This window comes from Streptomyces sp. NPDC048639 (genome assembly GCF_043199075.1).
Classification (GTDB): Bacteria; Actinomycetota; Actinomycetes; order Streptomycetales; family Streptomycetaceae; genus Streptomyces.
In genome coordinates, this window is sequence record NZ_JBICVP010000002.1 from 114982 (window position 1) to 133895 (window position 18914).

The 18914-nt window shown below is 72.1% G+C and carries 19 protein-coding genes; 9 read left to right on the top strand and 10 right to left on the bottom strand.

The features are described 5' to 3' along the window. Positions 1-58: 58 nt before the first annotated feature. A complete protein-coding gene (gene abc-f / locus ACGFNH_RS04865; RefSeq protein ID WP_393651598.1) occupies positions 59-1696 on the top strand; it encodes a ribosomal protection-like ABC-F family protein in 1638 nt (545 codons plus the stop codon). Positions 1697-2050: 354 nt separating this feature from the next. On the opposite strand, the gene ACGFNH_RS04870 is transcribed toward abc-f, so the two are convergent. Continuing rightward, positions 2051-2431, bottom strand: a complete 381-nt coding sequence (locus ACGFNH_RS04870; RefSeq protein WP_393651599.1) for an ATP-binding protein — start codon at positions 2429-2431, stop codon at positions 2051-2053. A 236-nt stretch (positions 2432-2667) separates the two neighbouring features. Here ACGFNH_RS04870 and ACGFNH_RS04875 point away from each other — a divergent pair, with 236 nt between their 5' ends. The 4 genes from ACGFNH_RS04875 to mug all read left to right on the top strand — a co-directional run bounded on the left by ACGFNH_RS04875 (position 2668) and on the right by mug (position 6434). Then, the gene (locus ACGFNH_RS04875; RefSeq protein ID WP_393651600.1) at positions 2668-3303 is read left to right on the top strand and encodes a TetR/AcrR family transcriptional regulator; all 636 of its coding nucleotides are present in this window, start codon (positions 2668-2670) and stop codon (positions 3301-3303) included. A 193-nt stretch (positions 3304-3496) separates the two neighbouring features. Then, positions 3497-4267 (top strand): SGNH/GDSL hydrolase family protein, encoded by a 771-nt coding sequence (locus ACGFNH_RS04880; RefSeq protein ID WP_393651601.1) that lies wholly within the window; start codon positions 3497-3499, stop codon positions 4265-4267. 164 nt (positions 4268-4431) lie between these two features. After that, the gene (gene purB, locus ACGFNH_RS04885; RefSeq protein WP_393651602.1) at positions 4432-5865 is read left to right on the top strand and encodes an adenylosuccinate lyase; all 1434 of its coding nucleotides are present in this window, start codon (positions 4432-4434) and stop codon (positions 5863-5865) included. After that, positions 5862-6434 (top strand): G/U mismatch-specific DNA glycosylase, encoded by a 573-nt coding sequence (gene mug, locus ACGFNH_RS04890; protein WP_393652216.1) that lies wholly within the window; start codon positions 5862-5864, stop codon positions 6432-6434. Before purB ends, mug begins: the two co-directional genes overlap by 4 nt. A gap of 77 nt (positions 6435-6511) precedes the next feature. Here mug and ACGFNH_RS04895 read toward each other — a convergent pair whose 3' ends face one another. Next, positions 6512-6967, bottom strand: a complete 456-nt coding sequence (locus ACGFNH_RS04895) for a hypothetical protein (protein ID WP_393651603.1) — start codon at positions 6965-6967, stop codon at positions 6512-6514. A 287-nt stretch (positions 6968-7254) separates the two neighbouring features. Here ACGFNH_RS04895 and ACGFNH_RS04900 point away from each other — a divergent pair, with 287 nt between their 5' ends. After that, positions 7255-8412, top strand: coding sequence for an ROK family protein (locus ACGFNH_RS04900; RefSeq protein WP_393651604.1), 1158 nt, complete (start codon positions 7255-7257; stop codon positions 8410-8412). A 463-nt stretch (positions 8413-8875) separates the two neighbouring features. On the opposite strand, the gene ACGFNH_RS04905 is transcribed toward ACGFNH_RS04900, so the two are convergent. Then, on the bottom strand, positions 8876-9640 hold the full coding sequence (locus tag ACGFNH_RS04905; protein WP_393651605.1) for a GntR family transcriptional regulator: 765 nt from the start codon (positions 9638-9640) through the stop codon (positions 8876-8878). Positions 9641-9932: 292 nt separating this feature from the next. Between ACGFNH_RS04905 and ACGFNH_RS04910 the strand changes: the two genes are divergently transcribed. Next, entirely contained in the window at positions 9933-10679 is a 747-nt protein-coding gene (locus ACGFNH_RS04910; protein ID WP_393651606.1) for an SDR family oxidoreductase, read from the top strand. Positions 10680-10750: 71 nt separating this feature from the next. On the opposite strand, the gene ACGFNH_RS04915 is transcribed toward ACGFNH_RS04910, so the two are convergent. Next, positions 10751-11635 (bottom strand): RNA polymerase sigma-70 factor, encoded by an 885-nt coding sequence (locus ACGFNH_RS04915; RefSeq protein ID WP_393651607.1) that lies wholly within the window; start codon positions 11633-11635, stop codon positions 10751-10753. A 192-nt stretch (positions 11636-11827) separates the two neighbouring features. Here ACGFNH_RS04915 and ACGFNH_RS04920 point away from each other — a divergent pair, with 192 nt between their 5' ends. Beyond that, complete coding sequence (locus tag ACGFNH_RS04920) at positions 11828-12673, top strand: alpha/beta fold hydrolase (protein ID WP_393651608.1); 846 nt, start codon at positions 11828-11830, stop codon at positions 12671-12673. Positions 12674-13001: 328 nt separating this feature from the next. Here ACGFNH_RS04920 and ACGFNH_RS04925 read toward each other — a convergent pair whose 3' ends face one another. Next, positions 13002-13361 carry a hypothetical protein gene (locus ACGFNH_RS04925; protein ID WP_393651609.1) on the bottom strand — a complete coding sequence of 120 codons (360 nt, stop codon included), beginning with the start codon at positions 13359-13361 and terminating at the stop codon, positions 13002-13004. A 73-nt stretch (positions 13362-13434) separates the two neighbouring features. Next, positions 13435-13644, bottom strand: a complete 210-nt coding sequence (locus tag ACGFNH_RS04930) for a helix-turn-helix transcriptional regulator (RefSeq protein ID WP_393651610.1) — start codon at positions 13642-13644, stop codon at positions 13435-13437. Positions 13645-13710: 66 nt separating this feature from the next. Between ACGFNH_RS04930 and ACGFNH_RS04935 the strand changes: the two genes are divergently transcribed. Beyond that, positions 13711-14289 (top strand): SHOCT domain-containing protein, encoded by a 579-nt coding sequence (locus tag ACGFNH_RS04935; protein ID WP_393651611.1) that lies wholly within the window; start codon positions 13711-13713, stop codon positions 14287-14289. A 64-nt stretch (positions 14290-14353) separates the two neighbouring features. Here the strand turns inward: ACGFNH_RS04935 and ACGFNH_RS04940 are convergent, their stop codons facing one another. The 4 genes from ACGFNH_RS04940 to ACGFNH_RS04955 all read right to left on the bottom strand — a co-directional run bounded on the left by ACGFNH_RS04940 (position 14354) and on the right by ACGFNH_RS04955 (position 18775). Next, positions 14354-14710 (bottom strand): VOC family protein, encoded by a 357-nt coding sequence (locus ACGFNH_RS04940; RefSeq protein ID WP_393651612.1) that lies wholly within the window; start codon positions 14708-14710, stop codon positions 14354-14356. Between the two features lie 150 nt (positions 14711-14860). After that, positions 14861-17281 (bottom strand): SpoIIE family protein phosphatase, encoded by a 2421-nt coding sequence (locus tag ACGFNH_RS04945; RefSeq protein ID WP_393651613.1) that lies wholly within the window; start codon positions 17279-17281, stop codon positions 14861-14863. A 263-nt stretch (positions 17282-17544) separates the two neighbouring features. Next, the gene (locus tag ACGFNH_RS04950) at positions 17545-17988 is read right to left on the bottom strand and encodes a GNAT family N-acetyltransferase (RefSeq protein ID WP_393651614.1); all 444 of its coding nucleotides are present in this window, start codon (positions 17986-17988) and stop codon (positions 17545-17547) included. 46 nt (positions 17989-18034) lie between these two features. Beyond that, positions 18035-18775: a PAS domain S-box protein gene (locus ACGFNH_RS04955; RefSeq protein ID WP_393651615.1), complete on the bottom strand. Its 741-nt coding sequence runs from the start codon at positions 18773-18775 to the stop codon at positions 18035-18037. Positions 18776-18914: the final 139 nt, after the last annotated feature.

Genomic DNA, 18914 nt, shown 5'->3' on the forward strand with positions numbered 1-18914 from the left:
GGCCGTGCCGCCCGACCGCGGGGACCGGCATCGTGCACCACCTGAGGAAGGATCGCGGATGACGTCCCAGCTCGTGGTGGACGCGGTCTCGGTCGGCTACCCCGGCCGGCCGGTGCTGGAGCAGGTGTCCCTGCGCGTCCCTCCCGGCGAGCACGTGGGCGTCATCGGCGACAACGGCTCGGGAAAGTCGACCCTGCTGCGGATCATCGCCGGCCGCCAGGCCCCGGACGAAGGCCGGGTCACCGTCACCGCCGACGGTGGCGTCGGCTACCTCCCGCAGAGCCTCGAACTGCCCGCCCGCTCCACGGTCCGCGAGGTGATCGACGAGGCGCTCGCCGATCTGCGCGACCTGGAGCGGCGGATGCGCGAGGCGGAGGCGTCCCTCGGCACCGCGGACGGGCAGGAGGTGGCGGCGTACGGCGATCTGGTCACGGCGTACGAGGTGCGGGACGGCTATCTCTCCGAGACCCGGCTGGACACCGCACTGCACGCCCTCGGCCTCCCCGGCCTGGACCGGGACCGGCTGCTCGGCACGCTCTCGGGCGGCGAGCAGTCACGGCTCGCGCTCGCCTGCGTCCTGACCTCCTCGCCCGAACTGCTGCTGCTCGACGAGCCGACGAACCATCTGGACGAGGAGGCGGTCGCCTGGCTGGAGGAGAGGCTACGGGTGCACAAGGGCACGCTCGTGGCGGTCACGCACGACCGGGAGTTCCTGGACCGGGTGGCCGACACGGTGGTGGAGGTGGACGGCGACCGGCTGTCGGTCGCGCGCTACGGCGGCGGCTGGACCGGTTTCCTCCAGCAGAAGGCCGCGGAACGGAACCGCTGGGAGCAGCGCTACCGCGACTGGCGGGAGGAGATCGCACGGCAGGAGGAGCTGGCCTCGGCGGGTTCGGCACGTATGACGACCGGCTGGCGGATGAGCGAACGGCCCGCGTGGACCAAGCACCAGCGGTCGGTGGAGAGCCAGCTCTCGGGCCGGGTGCGCAATGCCCGTGAGCGGCTGAAGCGGCTGGCCGCCGAGCCGGTGCCGCGCCCGCCGGACCCGCTGCGCTTCACTGTGGCCATCCGGGGCGGGCAGGCGGAGAACGGTCCCGGAGCGGATGCCGAGGAGCCTGTCGCCGAACTGGCGGATGTGACGGTCGACGGCCGGTTGTCGGTGGAGCGGCTCGCACTGGGCGCGGGCGAACGGCTGCTGGTGATGGGCCCGAACGGCGCGGGGAAGACGACGCTGCTCCGGGTGCTCGCCGGCGAGCTGGCGCCCGACCGGGGCGATGTCCGGTTGCCGCAGCGGATCGGCAGACTGCCGCAGGAGGTTCCTGCCATCGCCTCACGGCGGCCGCTGCTGGCCGCGTTCGCCGAGGGACGGGCCGGCGATCCGGAGGAACACGCCGAAGACCTCGCCGCACTGGGGCTCTTCCGCGAGGAAGACTTCCAGGTCCCGGTGAACGGGCTGTCGGTGGGCCAGCGCCGACGGCTCACCCTGGCCCGGCTGCTGACCCGGCCCGTGGAGATGCTGCTGCTGGACGAGCCGACGAACCATCTGTCACTGGGGCTGGTGGAGGAACTGGAGCAGGCGCTCGCGGGGTACGCGGGAACGCTCGTCGTGGTGTCGCACGACCGCCGCCTGCGGTCCCGGTTCACCGGCACGCGGCGGGAGATGGCGGAGGGGCGGCTGCTGCCGCAGGACGGCTGAGGCGGGGCCGGGCGGGAGTGCGTAACGCTCCATGTGCCCCAGCTCCAGGGTTCCGGGCTCAGGGGGATCCGCGCTCAGGGGGATCCGCGCTCCAGAGGTTCAGGGCTCTAGGGATCCGGGGTCAGAGGGTTCCGGGCTCAGGGGGTTCCGCGCTCAGGGGGTTCCGGGCTCGGGGGTTCCGGGCTCAGGCGGTGCGGGCGTTCGTGACGGCTGGTCTCAGCGCTGCGGGCCCCGAGGAGCGGGGCTGAAGGGGCAGGGCCCGGGGCCTCAGCGGCTCACCGGCTCAGGGCTTAAGGGCTCAGGGGCTCAGGGGCTCAGGGGCTCAGGGGCTCAGGGGCTCAGGGGCTCAGGGGCTCAGCCGAGTTCGAACCAGACCGACTTGCCGTCCCGGGTCTGCTCCACACCCCAGTTCGTGGACATGCGGTGGACGAGTTCCAGCCCGCGGCCGTTCTCGTCCTCCGGAGCCGCCGCTCGCCGGTGCGGCATTTCCCGGCTCCGGTCCTCGACGCGGCAGCGCAGGGTCTTGCGCCGCTCGACCGTGAGGCGGAGGGGGCCGTCGGTGTGCAGAAGTGCGTTGCCGACGAGCTCGCTCACCAGCAGCTCGGCGGTGTGCGTGAGGTGTTCGAGCTCCCAGTCGGCGAGGACGGCGCGTACTGCTCGCCGGGCGCTCCGGCAGGCCGCGGGGTCACTGGGAAGATGCCACGGTCCGGCTCGGTGGCCGTCCTGTCGGGGCACACTCGCGAGGACGCTGCCCTCCGCTCTGTGCGGAGGGGCTTCCTCCGGGGCCCCGGATATGGGTGGGTGGTGCATCGGGTCTCCAGTACGGCCTTGGCCGGCGGCGCGGAGACGCCGGCCCGGTGCGACCAAACGGTGAGGCGCTTCCCGTATCGGGAAAATGACACGTATCACTGTGACTGGTCTACTGCCCGGTAAACCCTAATTTGGCTTTACCGAGAAGTAAAGTGCGGTACATGATCGGTCGACCGAGTGACGAGGACATGCTCGATGTCGCCTGCACGGTATTCGCCGAACTCGGCTTCCGCGCAGCCACGATGGACGACATCGCAGCCCGAGCCGGAACGAGCAAGCCGACTCTCTATGCCCATTTCGGCAACAAAGACGATCTCTATCGGCGATGCGCTGAGTGGTCCGCCGAATCACTCGGTGCTCACCTCTCCGATGCCTTCGCGTCTGCCGCCGAGCTCCCCCTGGAAGGCCAGATCCGAGCGGGCATGACCACGCTTTTCGGCTACGCGGCCCAGCACCCCCCGAAATTCCTGCTGCTCTTCGGCACCGACCCCGTGGGCCCCGCGACCACCACCCGGGACCGGCTCGCGCGTGTCACCACCGCGGAAATCGCCGTACGCATTCGCGACTTCACCGAACGCCACGGAAGGGGCCGCTGGGGTGTGAGTGCGGAACTGTGCGCTTCGATGATCGTGGGACTGACGCTCGAGGGTGCTCGCTATGCACTCGCGAATGATTCACTCGACGCTTCGACGGCAGGAGAGTTCGCGACGGCGTTCACGGTCTCCGCACTGCGGCACATCGATCCTGCACGGGTCGGGGAAATCGACGGAGCGGCTCCGTCGGCGGAAATCGGCTGATTACTTGTACGCCATCCGGCGCCGCCGGGTCGGTTCACCGTCAATTCCTGTGCCCAAGTCGGCCGAATGCGGGGCGCGTTCCGCGGGCGACCGACTCCGGGGCCGGCACGAGCCCGCCACCGGACGGCGGTCCCGCGCCACAGGGGCATCCGGGTGCAGGCCGCGAAACGGCGCCGGATAGGATCCCCGCGCCATGGAAACCAATGCCCCCTACACCAGTCTTGTCGCGGTCGGCGACTCCTTCACCGAAGGCATGTCGGACGGCCTGCCCGACGGCACCTACCGCGGCTGGGCCGACCTCCTCGCGGGACGCCTCGCTGCGCGCTCCCCCGGCTTCCGGTACGCCAACCTCGCGGTGCGCGGCAAGCTGATCGGGCAGATCGTCGACGAGCAGGTGGACCACGCCGCCGCGATGGGCGCGGATGTGATCACTCTGGTCGGCGGGCTCAACGACGCGCTGCGTCCCTCCTGCGACTTCGGCATGGTCCGCGACCGCCTCGAACAGGCCGTCACCAAGCTCACCCCCAACTGCCGCCGGCTCGTCCTCATGCGCAGCCCGGCGCGGCAAGGGCCCTTCGGTACGCGCTTTCTGCCGCGTATGCACCAGCTGTTCGCCATCCTCGAGGATCTGGCGGAGCGGCACGACGCGGTGCTCGTGGACCTTTTCGGCGGCACGGTGCTCGGCGATCCCCGGATGTGGGCGGCCGACCGCCTGCATCTGAACGCCGAGGGGCACCGGCGGGTGACCGAAGCGGTGTGGCAGGCGCTGGGTCACACCCCGGAGTGGGACTGGCGCAAGCCGCTGCCCCCTGCCGCCCCGGCGCCCTGGCACGTACGGCAGGCCGGGCACGCCCGCTTCGCTCGCGAGCATCTCGTGCCGTGGGTCGGGCGGCGGCTGTCGGGCCGCTCCTCCGGTGACGGCCGCCCGCCCAAGCGCGCGGAGCTCCTGCCGTACGAGGCCTGAGGGAAGGAGCGGCGCGAGGAGACGGCCCCAAGAGCATCCCCCGGGCGGCACCGTGCCCCGTACCGCGGTTGTACGGACCTACGAAACGGCGCCCGGGCCTGCGTCGGAGCAGCGCACCGGGCCGGGGCGCTGGCCTGCGGGAACGCCCAGTAGAATCTGGTCACGTGACCTCCAAGCCCCGCATCCCCAATGTCCTCGCCGGCCGCTACGCCTCCGCGGAGCTCGCCGTGCTGTGGTCCCCCGAGTACAAGGTGACCCTGGAGCGGCGGCTCTGGCTGGCCGTGCTCCGCGCGCAGAAGGACCTCGGCATCGAGGTTCCGGAGCAGGCCCTGGCCGACTACGAGCGCGTTCTCGACCAGGTCGACCTCGCCTCGATCGCGGAGCGCGAGAAGGTCACCCGGCACGACGTGAAGGCCCGGATCGAGGAGTTCAACGCCCTGGCCGGGCACGAGCACGTGCACAAGGGGATGACCTCCCGGGATCTCACCGAGAACGTCGAGCAGCTCCAGGTCCGGCTTTCCCTGGAGCTCGTCCGTGACCGCACGGTCGCCGTGCTGGCGCGCCTGGGCCGGCTGGCGGCCGAGCACGCCGAGCTGGTGATGGCGGGCCGTTCGCACAATGTGGCCGCGCAGGCCACCACCCTCGGGAAGCGCTTCGCGACCGCGGCGGACGAGCTGCTCGTGGCGTACGGGCGCATGGAGGATCTGCTGGGCCGGTACCCGCTGCGCGGCATCAAGGGCCCCGTCGGCACCGCGCAGGACATGCTGGACCTGCTCGGCGGCGACACCGAGAAGCTGGCGGACCTCGAGCACCGGATCGCCGAACACCTCGGTTTCTCCCAGGCGTTCACCTCGGTCGGACAGGTCTACCCGAGGTCCCTGGACTACGACGTGGTCAGCGCGCTCGTCCAGCTCGCCGCCGCGCCGTCCTCCCTCGCCAAGACCATCCGCCTGATGGCCGGCCACGAGCTGGTGACCGAGGGCTTCAAGCCCGGCCAGGTCGGCTCGTCCGCGATGCCGCACAAGATGAACACCCGCTCCTGCGAGCGCGTCAACGGTCTCGCGGTGATCCTCCGCGGCTACGCCTCGATGACCGGCGAGCTGGCGGGCGACCAGTGGAACGAGGGCGACGTCTCCTGCTCGGTGGTGCGCCGCGTCGCGCTGCCGGACGCCTTCTTCGCCTTCGACGGGCTGCTGGAGACCTTCCTGACCGTGCTGGACGAGTTCGGAGCCTTCCCCGCGGTCGTCGCGCGTGAGCTCGACCGCTACCTGCCGTTCCTCGCCACGACCAAGGTGCTGATGGGTGCGGTGCGGGCCGGCGTCGGCCGGGAGATCGCGCACGAGGTGATCAAGGAGCACGCGGTCGCGTCCGCACTCGCCATGCGGGAGAAGGGCGTGGAGCGCAACGAGTTGCTCGACCGCCTCTCCGACGACGAGCGCATTCCGCTGGACCGGGCGCAGCTGGACGCGCTGATGGCCGACCGTCTGTCCTTCACGGGCGCCGCGGCCGACCAGGTGGCCGCCGTCGTCCGCCGTATCGAGCAGGTTCTGGAGCAGCACCCGGGGGCCGCCGGATACGCACCCGGAGCGATCCTCTGACCCGCCCGACTCCCGAGGAGCTGGAGGCCGCCCGCGACCGCACGCTCGACGACGTGCTCGCCGGCGGCCTGCGGGTTCTGTTCTGCGGCATCAACCCGGGGCTGATGTCCGGCGCGACGGGCCATCACTTCGCCCGTCCCGGCAACCGGTTCTGGCCCGCACTCCACGCATCGGGCTTCACCCCGCGGCAGCTGGCCCCCGCGGAACAGCGCGAACTGCTCGGCCACGGACTCGGCATCACCAATGTCGCCGCGCGCACGACGGCACGGGCCGACGAACTCACCGACGAGGAGCTGCGTGAGGGCGGCCGCGTCCTGCGGGACAAGGTGGAGCGGTACGAGCCGCGGTGGCTGGCCGTGGTCGGCGTGACCGCCTATCGCGTCGCCTTCGGCGACCGCAGGGCGAAGATCGGTCGGCAGGAGCCGGTGATCGGCGGTACGCACATCTGGGTGCTCCCCAACCCGAGTGGTCTGAACGCCCATTGGACGCTGCCCGCCATGGCAGAGGAGTTCGCCCGGCTCCGCGAGGCGGCCGGCCTGCCGGACGCCCGGCCGGATGGCCGGGGCTGACACCCGCCGCCGTATCGCGGACCCTGCACCCCCTGGCCCCGGCGCCGCAATCGCCGGCCCGGCACCGCATCAGGGCGTCATCCCGACGCTGTCAGGGCCACTCCCCCTATGGCGGCGACGAGTTGGACGCGCTGGGGCGCCTGAGGCTCGTCCCGGCTGATCCCGAGCGCGACCCACCGGCCGTCGACGCTCCAGGTGTGCACCTCCCCGACGAACGCGCTCAGTGTGCGCAGCGGCTCCGGCACCGGCTCGCCCATCGCGGAACGCTCCAAGTACCCATCGAGTCCCAGGCGTTCGGGCACACCCCACCGGTAGGTCAGCACCTGGACGAGCACCTGCAGTTCCGACTCGAACTCCTCCCGCGCGTCCTGTACGACGGTGACGTCGTCGTCGCCGAACCGGTCGCTGTACTCGAGTTGGGCGACATGGAAACCCGGACCGCTCTCGACGCCGTGTTCCGCGCTCCGCCGCGCGGGGAAGGGGAGGACGCGCAGGCGATCGAGGGCGGCCAGGTGAGCGGTGGTGCTGTCCATAACGTCAGTAAACCCGGCGCTGCCGACAATTGGCGAAGCGTCAGGACGAATTCCGCCGCAGGTCCCTGCAACGATCCCCGCACCGGCAGCGGGCTGACGTGGCCCGGTGCCGCACGTGTCCCCGCTCCGTACGCGCATCCGGGGCCGGTGCCCCGGGTTCCGGCCCTGCCGGCGGTCGCGTGCGGGGCCGGGGCGGCCGATCCCCGAGAGGCGGCGCCGCGCGGCTCGCCGCCCCGCAGCCCAGCGGCTACGATCCGGCTCACACGGACTGGAGGGAGGCCCGGGTCTTGGCGCGGCTCACCGGTGGGGACCCGTCCCTGCTGCGACGGATCAATTCGGCGGTGGTGCTGTACGCGCTGCGGGACGCCGGAGCGGCCACGCTGACCCACCTCGTCCAGATCACCGGCCTCTCGCGGCCGACCGTCGAGGGAGTCGTCGAGGGGCTGATCGAGATCGGCCTGGTGCGCGAGGCGCCCGCCGCCGAGGGCGAAGCGCGGCGCCAGGGCCGCCCCGCGCGCCGTTTCCGCTTCCACGCCGAGGCCGGGCACCTTCTCGGCATCGAGATCGGCCCGCACCGGGTAGCAGCCGTGCTCTCCGACCTGAGCGGAAGCGTGGCCGGGTCGGTGGTACGCGACGTACCGGAGACGGCGTCCGCCGACGAGCGGCTCGAACGGGTCCGGGCGGCGGTCGCCGATCTGCTGCGGAGGGCCGGTGTGGCGCGCGGCTCGCTGCGTGCCGTCGGCGTGGGCTCCCCCGGCATCGTCGAGGCGGACGGGACGGTGCGGCTGTGCACCGCGCTGCCCGGGTGGACGGAACTGGCGCTCGGCGAGCGGCTGCAAAGGTCCTTCAGCTGCCCCGTACTGGTGGAGAACGACGCCAACGCGGCCGCGGTCGCCGAGCACTGGAAGGGTGCGGGCATCGGCTCCGATGACATCGTTTTCGTCCTCGCCGGTCTCAGTCCCGGCGCGGGCTCGCTCATCGGCGGCCGTCTGCACCGCGGTTACGGCGGGGCGGCGGGCGAGATCGGCGCGCTGCACCTGCTGGGACGGGAGGCGACGCCGGAGCAGGTACTGTCGCCGACCGGCGAACCCCTGCCCCCGCTCGACGAGGCCGCCGTGACGCGGGTGTTCGCGCAGGCCCGGAGCGGCGACGAGCGGGCGCGGCAGGCCGTGGAACGGTTCATCCGGCGGCTTGTGCACGACGTGGCGGCCCTGGTGCTGGCCCTCGACCCCGAGCTGGTGATCGTGGGTGGCTGGGCGGCCGGACTCGACGGGGTACTGGACCCTTTGCGGAGCGAACTCGCCCGCTACTGCCTGCGACCGCCGCGGGTCGAGCTGTCGATGCTGGGCGAGGCGGCCGTGTCGACGGGCGCACTGCGCCTGGCCCTGGACCATGTCGAGGAGCAACTCTTCGCGGTCGAGCGCACGGTGACCGCCCGCCGCTGAACCCGCCCGGCCGCGGGACCGTGACCCGAACCGGCGCCGCCGGGACGCCGCAGGCGCACCGCGCGTCAGCCTCCCAGGACGCTCGCGCGCGGTCTCAGCGACGGCGACACCGTACGGGTGGTCACCGGGCGCGGCGCGGCCGAGGCGGTCACGGAGGTCACGGAGGTCACGAACACGACGCAACCGGGCACCTCCCTGTCCGACGGCCCGGCTGTCGATCATCGCGAGCACGGCACCGCGGGGGTTCTCCGGACAGCTGACGTCGCTGAGGCTGCGCGGCGGGCCGGCACGCCCTGGCACACGTACGTCCCGGCACCCATCCCTCCAAGCCGTGAACGCGCCCGGCAGCTCGCCGAAAGGGGCCCTGTCACCGCCATGTCCGGCGGCGGCAGGGCCCGTTGACCGCCCATCGCGTCAAGGAGACGGCACATGCCCTCCAGAGGGTCAGCACGTGCCCTACGGGTCAGGAGGCGCGGCGCTCCTCGTCCGGGTGGCCGATCTGCACGGACCCCGTCTCACCGAAGGTCAGCCGGCAGGTGTCCGCGCGGTACGTGGCCACGCCGACCGCGACCGTACGGCCCTCCGCGAAGTAGCGTGCCGTGACGACCAGTACGGGCGAACCCGGCAGGCGGTCGAGCTGCTTGGCGTCCTCTGCGCGGGCCGAGCCGAGTTCGACGGAGCGGTCCTGCCCCTCCAGCTCCAGGCGCTGCAGTTCGCGCAGCACGGCGCGCGCCCGCGCGGCGCCGCCGAGTTGGTCGATGGCCGTGAGTCCGGGCACCGATCCGGCAGGGACGTAGAGCAGCTCCGCGGCGACCTGCTGGCCGTGCGTCCCACGGGTACGGCGCACGCCGTGGACCTGCTCCTCGGGGTCGGTGTCGAGCAGGCGTCCGACGAGAGCGGGAGGGGTGGCCATCTCGCAGTCGACCGGCTGCCAGGCGTCGACGCCCGAGCCGGGCCACGCGTGATCCTCGGGGCCGACGTTGACGCCCATGCGAGGCGGGGCCACGGTGGTGCCGACGCCGCGGCGCCGCTGGAGCCGGCCTTCGAGTTCGAGCTGCTCGAGCGCCTGGCGCAGGGTGGCACGCGCGACGCCGAACCGGGCGGCGAGTTCGCGCTCGTTGGGCAGGATCTCGCCCACCTCGAACTCGGAGTCCAGCGCCTCGCTGAGCACGGTCTTCAGGTGCCAGTACTTGGGCTCCGGAACTGATTCAAGCTGCGTGGTCCCCACCCAGTCCTCCACGATCTCCGTGTCCCCGGGGTCCCCCTGGCGGAGCCGGGGGGAGGGGATATTAACGCCCTTGTTTATTAAAGGTTCTTGCACTATCTCTGCGACGATAGGGCGGGCCCCAGCCTTGGTCAAGACCAATCCTCGGTCCGTTGCGCGGCTCCCGCGGCACCGCCGCACAGCGTTCACACGGCGTTCGCGAGGGTCCGGCCCGGTGACCGGAGGGTCGCGCCGTGTAGCGTCGGCGATCATCGCCGGAGCGGCAGGCGTCACCGGCGGAAGGGGGCGACGCACCATGGACCGGATCACCGTGGTCACCGGGGGAAGTCGCGGGATCGGAGCCGCCGTGGCCGTGCGGCTGGCGCGCACCGGGCACCGTATCGGCATCGGATACGAGCGGGACCGGGACTCCGCCGAGGAGACGGCCGCCGCCGTACGGGACGCGGGCTCGGAAGCCGTCGTCGTCCAGGCGGACACGACGGTCGAGGAGCAGGTCGAGACCCTTTTCGACAGGGTCGGGGAGACACTCGGGCCGGTCACAGGACTCGTCAACAACGCCGGCATCACCGGACCGCTCGGCCGCTTCGCGGACACCTCGCCCGAGGTGATGCGCCGCGTGGTGGATGTGAACGTGACGGGCGCCATGCTCTGTGCGCGTCGCGCCGTACGCGAGATGTCGACGCGGTACGGCGGCAGCGGCGGGGCGATCGTCAACATCTCGTCGGCCGCGGCCACGCTGGGCAGCCCGGGCGAGTACGTGCACTATGCCGCCGCCAAGGCTGCCGTGGACGCCATGACGGTCGGCCTCGCCAAGGAACTCGGCCCCGAGGGGGTCCGGGTGAACTCCGTGCAGCCCGGCATGATCCTCACGGACATCCACGCCTCGATGGGCGATCCGGAGCGGCCCTGGCGGAATCCGGAGCGGGTACCGGTGCGCCGCCCCGGCGAGCCCGACGAGGTCGCGGCCGCGGTCGCCTGGCTGCTCTCCGCCGAGGCCTCGTACACGACGGGCGCGGTGCTGCGGGTCTCGGGCGGGCTGTAGATCGGCCGGAGCCGGCAGTCCCGCCGAAGCCGACCGGTACGGTCCGGGGCCCGGCACACCTCGGAGACCGCTCACGGCGCAAGGGCGGCGAGCTTGTCGGGGTTCCGCACGATGTAGACGCACGCGATCCGGCCGTCCTCCGTCAGGTCCAGGGACATGACGGTGTCCGGCTTCCCCCCGACAAGCATCAGCATCGAGGGGACACCGTTGATCTCGCGGAAGACGACCCGCAGATCCTCGAGCGGCTCGTGCGACACGGCGAACAGGAAGCGGCCGACCTTGTCCGCGCTCTCGATGACGCGCAATGGGGCCTTGGCCTTGCCGCCGCTGTCGCCGACCAGGCGTACGTCGGGCGCGAGCAGCGCCAGCAGCTCGTCGATCTCGCCGCCCGTCGCCGCGGCGAGGAATCGCTCGGTGAGGTCGCGCTGTTCCTGCGGGTCGACGGGGAACCGCGGCCTGCGCTCCTCCACATGACGCCGCGCCCGGCCGGCGAGTTGCCGTACGGCGGGCTCGGAGCGGTCGAGGACCCCGGCGATCTCCGCGTACGGGTACCCGAACGCCTCGCGGAGCACGAACACGGCGCGCTCCAGCGGTGAGAGGGATTCCAGGACGACGAGCACGGCGAAGGACACCGACTCGGCCAGCACGGCCCGCTCGGCGGCGTCCGGGACCGTATCGGCGAAGTCGGTCGCGATGGGCTCGGGCAGCCAGGGACCGACGTAGGCCTCACGCCGCGACTGCACCTGCCGCAGCCGGTCGATGGCGAGACGGGTGGTGATCCGTACGAGAAAGGCTCGCGGTTGGCGGACCGTGGCGTGGTCGGCGCCCGACCAGCGCAGCCACGCCTCCTGGACGATGTCCTCGGCATCGGCGACGCGACCGAGCATGCGGTACGCGACGCCGGTCAGGACCGGTCGGTGCTCTTCGAAGACATCGGTTGCGCTCTCGCTCGCCACGGCGCCAATCCCACCCGACCGCGGGGCCCCTGTCCAGGCGACATCGGCGCGTCGCGACCGTTTTGACCTGATTCGGGGGGCGTTCGCGCAGCGGCCCTTGAACTCCGGGCTACCGAACGGTAATTGTTCCTGACATCCTGTCTACCGCACACCCGTCCACCGGCGTCGCACGGCGACGGTCAGGAGCACCACATGCCAGCCACGGTTTCCTTCACGGTCGAATCCCCCACCGGCAAGCACCCGGTGTCGGTGGTGTACGAGCGGCGCGGCTCCGGCGAGCCGCTGCTGCTCCTGCACGGCATCGGGCACCACCGCCAGGGCTGGGATCCGGTGCTGCACATCCTCGCCGCGGAGCGCGACGTCATCGCCGTCGACCTGCCGGGCTTCGGGGAGTCCCCCGCACTGCCCGAGGGCGTACCGCACGATCTGGCGACGGTCGTGCCGGTGCTCGGCGGACTGTGCAAGGCACTGGAGCTCGGCCGGCCCCATGTCGCGGGGAACTCACTGGGCGGGTTGCTCGCGCTGGCGATGGGCCGCGACCGGCTCGTCCGGTCCGTGACCGCCCTGGCCCCCGCCGGCTTCTGGTCCCCCGCCGAGCGGCGTTACGCCTTCGGCCTGCTCCGCGGCATGCGCGCCGGAGCCCGGATACTGCCGCCGACCGTGGTGGAACGGCTGTCCCGTTCCACCGCGGGGCGGGCGGTGCTCGTGAGTTCCATCTACGCGCGGCCCGGAAGGCGTTCGGCGGAGGGCGCGGCGGCCGAGACCCTGGCACTGCGGGAGGCGGCGGCGTTCTGGCCCACGCTCGCGGCCGGTCGCCCCGTGGTGTTCACTGACGACATCCCCGACATGCCGGTCACGATCGGGTGGGGCACGCGCGACCGTCTGCTGATTCCCCGTCAGGGCGTCCGTGCCAAGGAGGCCATCCCCGGTGCGCGTCTCGTACGACTGCCGGGCTGCGGGCATGTGCCGATGAGCGATGACCCGGCGCTCGTCGCACGGGTGATCCTCGACGGCAGCCGTACGCCCGCGGCGGCGTGAGGCCCGCGGCACGTCCGGCGTGAGCCCACCTTGCGTGCGCCCACCTTGCGTGCGCCCATCTTCGGTGAGGCCACCTTGCGTGAGCCACCTTTGCGTGAGGCCACCCGCCGGGCGGTGCGGGCGAGTTGGGGCCGGTCGGGCGGGTGGTGTGCGGCGCCGCCAGGGCGGCGGCACCTCGGAAGGGTTGTTCGCGGGCATGACGATGCCTCTCCTGCCGTTCCGAGGAGGCGCGTTGACGGTTTCGGGCAGGCCGGAGCGGCCCGCGTGACGCGTCGGCGGCGAGTGCGGCGGCACAGGGAGGGGCGCGGGGCACGGCCCCGTGCGGCGGTCAGATCCGGCGGCGCAGGACTTCGATGGCCACGAGGTAGGTGGCTGCGGACAACAGCAGCAGGCCGCCGGGGATCCAGGCGGGTCCATCCGTGGCCAGGGCGGCGATCAGCCACCCCCCGAGAACGACGGTGATCACGCCGTCGCATACGGCCATGGCCAGGACGTCGATCTCCTGCTCCCGCGGGTCGCCCCCGGCCACGATGCGCCCGGCCTCCCCCCGGCCACCGCTCGCGCAGGCCCAGGCCAGGAAGCCGAATCCGGCAGCACCGGCCAGTCCGCCCCACAACTGCCCGCCGACGGCACCGGCGAGCGCGCAGCCGAGCGCGAGCGCTCCGGCCAGGGCGGCGACGGCGACCATGGCGGGACTCCTCGGCACTCTCCGGGACTTGGGCGGCGCAGGTGCACCGGGCTCCTCCGGGTTCCCGGGCGTCTCAGGTGACTTCGGTGTCTTCGGTGTCATCGAAGAGTTCCTCCACGGTGGTGCTCAGGGTCCGGGCGAGTTTCAGGGCGACCGGGAGCGATGGATCCCACTTGCCGGTCTCGATGGCGTTGACGGTCTGACGGGAGACCCCGATCAGCTCCGCCAGCGCTGCCTGGGACAGTCCGGCGGCCGCCCTCCGGTCCCGCACGCTGTTTCGCACGTGTCAAGAAGACGCGACATCGCCCAGAGGTGTCAAGAAGACGCGACATCTGCGTAGAGTGCCCCCATGGAATGGAATGACCTCGCGGAGATCGCGTTCGACCGGCTCGGGGACAGCAGGAACCGGGTCGAAGCCGCCGTCGACGACACGGCCATGCCGGGTGAGGCACCGCTCGCGGTGACCTCGGCCCGCGCCCGTCAGGAATGGACGAACGGAACCCTGGTGCTGACCACACACCGGCTCCTGCACGTCAAGGAGGGCCGTGCCGCCGTACCCGTACCGCTGGCCGGCATCACGGACGTGCAGACCGTCAAGTCCCGGCTGATCGGCCCGCTTCTCAAGGTCACGACGATGTCGGGGGCCCACAGGTGGGAGAACGTCGACGACATCGAGACGTTCTGCGACGCGCTCCGCACCGCGGTCGCGAACGCCGCGGCCCGGAGGCCTGATCCGGATGCGGGTACGGCGGTCGGCGGTAAAGGCGGCGCGGCCGGGGATCCGGACGGAACGCCTGTGCCGCGGCAGGCGCGGCAGGAGGGGCCGTCCTGGATCGACCAGATCGAGCGCCTCGCCGAACTGCACGGCCGCGGCGCCCTGACGGACGAGGAGTTCGCCCTGGCCAAGCGGAAGCTCATCGAGCGCTGACCCCGGCGTACGACCCCGTCACGGCTCCACCGCACCCGCGACCCCGCGCGCGCATGCGCGTGCGTCAGCTCTTGTCGATCACACAGAACCGATTCCCCTCGGTGTCGGCGAGCACGACGAAGTAGCAGTCGCCCCCGTAGAGGTCCCAGTCGACCCGCTCCGCGCCGAGAGCGATCAACCGCTCGACCTCCGCCGCCTGGTCCGTGGCGTACAAGTCGAGATGCACACGCGGATGCTCCTGTACGGGCGTCTCGCTCAGACCCAGCGACACCGCGGTGCCGCGCCCCTCCGCCGGTACGAGCACGGTCCAGTCGTCCTCGACGTCCCCGTCGCGGGGGACGTAGCCCAGCGCACGCATCCAGAAGGCGGCCGCCCGGTGCACATCGGCGGCGCCCATCACCACCGATCCCATGCTCAGCATGGCTGGATTCTGGCATCCAGAGGTCCTGGTGCGGACGCCTCCGCACAAGAGGCGCCCAGAAGGTGTCCGGCAATCCGCTTCGTGAGCGACGTCCTCGACCGAGCTTCCTCGACCGGACGCCCTCGACCGAGCTTCCTCGTCCGGGACGCTTCACTCCTCCACGAGGAGTTGCTCGCACCAGATCGTCTTGCCCTCGCGCGAGTGGCGGGTGCCCCACCGCTGGGTGAGCTGGGCGACCAGGAGGAGTCCGCGTCCGCCCTCGTCGGACAGGCGTGCGCGCCGCATGTGCGGGGCGGTGTTGCTGGAGTCGGACACCTCGCAGATGAGCGTGCTGTCCCGCAACAGCCGGAGCTGGATGGGGCCTTGGGCATGGCGGATGGCGTTGGTGACCAGTTCGCTGGCCACCAACTCGGTGATGTAGGCCGCGTGCTCGAGTCCCCACGCGGCGAGTTGGTCGGTGACCCAGGACCGCGCGTACCCCACGGACTCCGGTTGGGCCGGCACGTCGAGCACCGCGACATGGTCCGAGCCCAGGGACCGCATACGGGCGATGAGGAGGGCGACGTCGTCGGCCGGGGGGCGGGTGGGCAGCAGGGCGTCGAGGACGTTCTCGCATCGCGCGCTCAGCGACGACGCGGGCTTCTCGAACGCCCGGCGCAGGCTGTCGAGTCCCTCGTCGATGCCCCGCTCCCGGTAGTCGAGCAGGCCGTTGGTGTAGAGGGCCAGGAGGCTGCCCTCGGGCAGGATCACCTCGGCCGACTCGAACGGCAGATGGCCGAAGCCGAGCGGAGGCCCGGCCGGCAGCTGGAGGATCTCCACCGCGCCGTCCGGGTGGACGACGGCCGGGGGCGGCTGTCCCGCGCGGGCGATGGAACAGATCTGCGAGACCGGGTCATAGATCGCGTACGTGCATGTGGCGCCCAGATCCGTTGCCTGGGTCTCGGTGAGTTCGTCCTCGGTGGCGAGGCGGATCACCAAGTCATCGAGGTGGGTGAGCAGTTCGTCCGGAGGAAGGTCGACGTCGGCGAGGGTACGGACGGCCGTACGGAGGCGGCCCATCGTCGCGGCCGCGTGGATCCCGTGCCCCACCACATCGCCCACGACCAGGGCGACGCGCCTGCCCGACAGCGGAATCACATCGAACCAGTCGCCCCCGACCCCGGACCTCCCGCCGGCCGGCAGGTAGCGCGAATCGACATCGACCGCCGTCTGCGTGGGAAGCCGCTGGGGCAGCAGGGTCTGCTGCAGCGTCAGGGCAGCGGTGTGCTCGCGCATGAACCGGCGTGCATTGTCCAGGCATACGGCGGCCCGCGCCACCAACTCCTCGGCCAGGAGCCGGTCGTCGTCGCTGAAGGGAACCTTCGACCGCTTGAGGAAGAGGGTGACGCCCAGCGTCGTACCCCGCGCGCGGATGGGAACACCCATGATCGCCTGGAAGCCCGACTGCGCGAAGCCCACCGTGCGTACGGGGTCGTCGGCCAGCCATTCCTGCGTTGCCGGGTCCTCCACCAGCTGCAGCACGGACCGGCCGGTCGCCATGCAGCGCACGGGGGCCGACTGGGCCGGATAGACGTCCACGTCCCCGGGCTGCAACAGGGCTTCCGGGGCACCGGGGTTGACGGACTCGTTCGCCACGCGCCGCAGCGCCACGCCACCGGTGAACGGGCCCGGCTCCTCCCCCTGCAGCAGGGTCTCCAGCAGGTCCACATGAGCCCAGTCGGCGAGTTGGGGGACAGCCATCTCCGCGAGTTCCTCGGCGGTGCGTGTGACGTCCAGGGTGCTGCCGATGTGTTTGCTGGCCTCGTTCAGCAGGTTCAGCCGCTCGCGGCTGCGCACCTGTTCCGTGATGTCCATGACCGTCGCGCAGAGACCGAGCATCCGTCCGCCGCGGCCCTGGAGCGGGGAGGCGGCGGCGGAGAGGACCATGTCGTGCTCGGGATCGACCGGCATACGGCCGCGCATCTCCCCTGAGTACGCCGGTTCGCCGGTCTCCAGGACCCGCCGCATGCGCTGCTCCCAGACCACGGCGTCCGGACCGGAAAGGATCTCCGGCAGGCGCTTCCCCAGCCGGTCGACCTCCGATACGCCGGTCAGCCGCGCCATCGCCTCGTTCTGGCGCACGCACCTCATGTCCGTGTCGTAGACCGTCATCGCTACCGGGGAACGGCTGTAGAGCCAGTCCAGCATGGCCTGCTCCTCCCCCAGGAGCAGAAAGTTCCCGGGCAGGGCGGCCGTCACGAGCCACTCGCGCTGCGTACTGCCGTCGGGGAGGAAGCGGAAGCCCTGTGCCGCCAAGTGCAGAAGGCGGCCGCTGGCGTGCCGCGCGGTCACCTCGCCCACCCAGTCGTCCTGATCCCGTGGTGGCGTCCAGAAGGGCGGGTCCGCGCCCGGTACGAACAACTCCGTGGCGGCCCGCCCGATGACCTCCCGTCCGGCGTGGCCGAGGAGCCGCTGGGCGTCGGGGCTCCATCCGGTGACGACCCCGTCCTCACCGATCATGAAGGTGGCCCAGCGCGCCGAGTCCCCTCCACGCGATTCCCGGCCATGGAGAAGGGCGTCTTCGGTGTTCATACCGCCCTGCCTCAGTCCGATGGAACCGGGATGGCCTGGACATCACTGGGCCGACACCAGGCCCTACGCCTTCAGCATGCTCTTCGAGCAGGCCCGGTACAAATGGGGCGATAACGCACCCGGTGCGTCATTCGCCTCGGTCGGCGAGCGCCACGTGAGAGCGGAATCCGGCCTCGCGCGGGGCGGACTGGATCAGGATGCCGTGCGGGCATCCCGGAGTGACCGGTCGGCCACGGTCCGTACGGAGGTGGCGACGGCGACGGTCACATGGGCAAGGAGTGGAGCCGGACCGGACCCGAGGGCCATCGAGCGGTGTCGTGCAATGCCTTCGCCATGCCCGGCAGCGGCATGGTGACGGTGCCCCCGGGCTGTTCCACGGCGACCGCGGATGCCAGAGGTGTCCAGCCCAGCCGCCGATACACGGACACCCGGTCCGGTCGGCAGAACAGGAGCCCCAGCCGTAGACCCCGGCCGTGGGCATCGCCCATGGCGGCGTTCACCACGAACGGGGCGAGCCCGCGGCCTCGCAGCTCGTGGGCAACGACCACACCACCCAGGCCCGCCGCCCGGAGGGTGGCGTCACCGACCGACGCGGTGACGGCGACCCAGCCGGACGCGGCACAGCCCGCCGATGGGTGACCTTTCGCGGTACGGGGGTCGGGGGCCGGGCGGCTCGGCCGACGGCCGTGAGCGGACGGGGCTCGCATTCCGACTGCCCCCCAGCGGGTCAGGGCTCCGGCCCGCACCAGCGGGTCAGGCGTCCGCGTGCCCCGCTCCGGGCGGCCAGTGGCCCGGCGACAGGATGCCCAGCGCGTAGGCCTTGGCCACCAGCGCCGTACGGTTGGGGGTCCGCCAGCGTCGGGAGAGCCGCGTGACGTGGTAGTTCACCCCGTCCACGGTCAGGCCCATCGTCTTCGCGATGGCGGCGGTGGTGAGCCCCGCGGCGGCCAGGGACAGCACCCTTCGTCCCACCGGGTCGACGTCTCCGTCCTCCCGGAGCGGGCTGCCCGGTTCCGCGGCCCCGTCCGGTACGGCGTCGGCGGTCCGGAGCACGACGAGCAGCGCGGGGACCTCGTGGGTGCCCTCGCTGACCGGGTCGACGGTCAGCTCGCCGCGCCGGTCCGCTCCCCCGGACGTCCAACCCACCGCCACCGGGTAGCGCGAGCGGCGGCCCACCCGGAGCGCCTCGGCGATCCGCTCCAACTGGGCCGCGGTCCGCGGGCGGAAGAGGTCCAGCACATTGCGGCCGGTGAGCTGCCCGGCGGGCCGCCCCCATTCGGCGCCGAGCGCCGGATTGGCGAGCAGGATCTCGCCGTCCGTCCGGCACAGGGCCATGGCCAGCGGCATGCGGTCGAACAGCATGAGGAACCGGTTGCGCCAGGCGATGGCCTCGGCGCAGCGGGTCCGCCCCGGCTCCTCGGTCTTCGCGGCGGCCGCCCTCAGGTCCGCCGCGGCTTCCGCCGGCTCCTCGGGCGAGTCCGTGCATCCCGGCACAGCATCGCTCCCCTTCTCCATGCCCCTGCCCGCCGCTTCTCCCGCTCCGTGCCCGCGCCGCGTGCGCACCGGACCGCGCGGTCCCGTACGCGGCCCCGCGTCCGGTGCGCTGAGCGGTAGCCGGTCCCACGGATCAGCG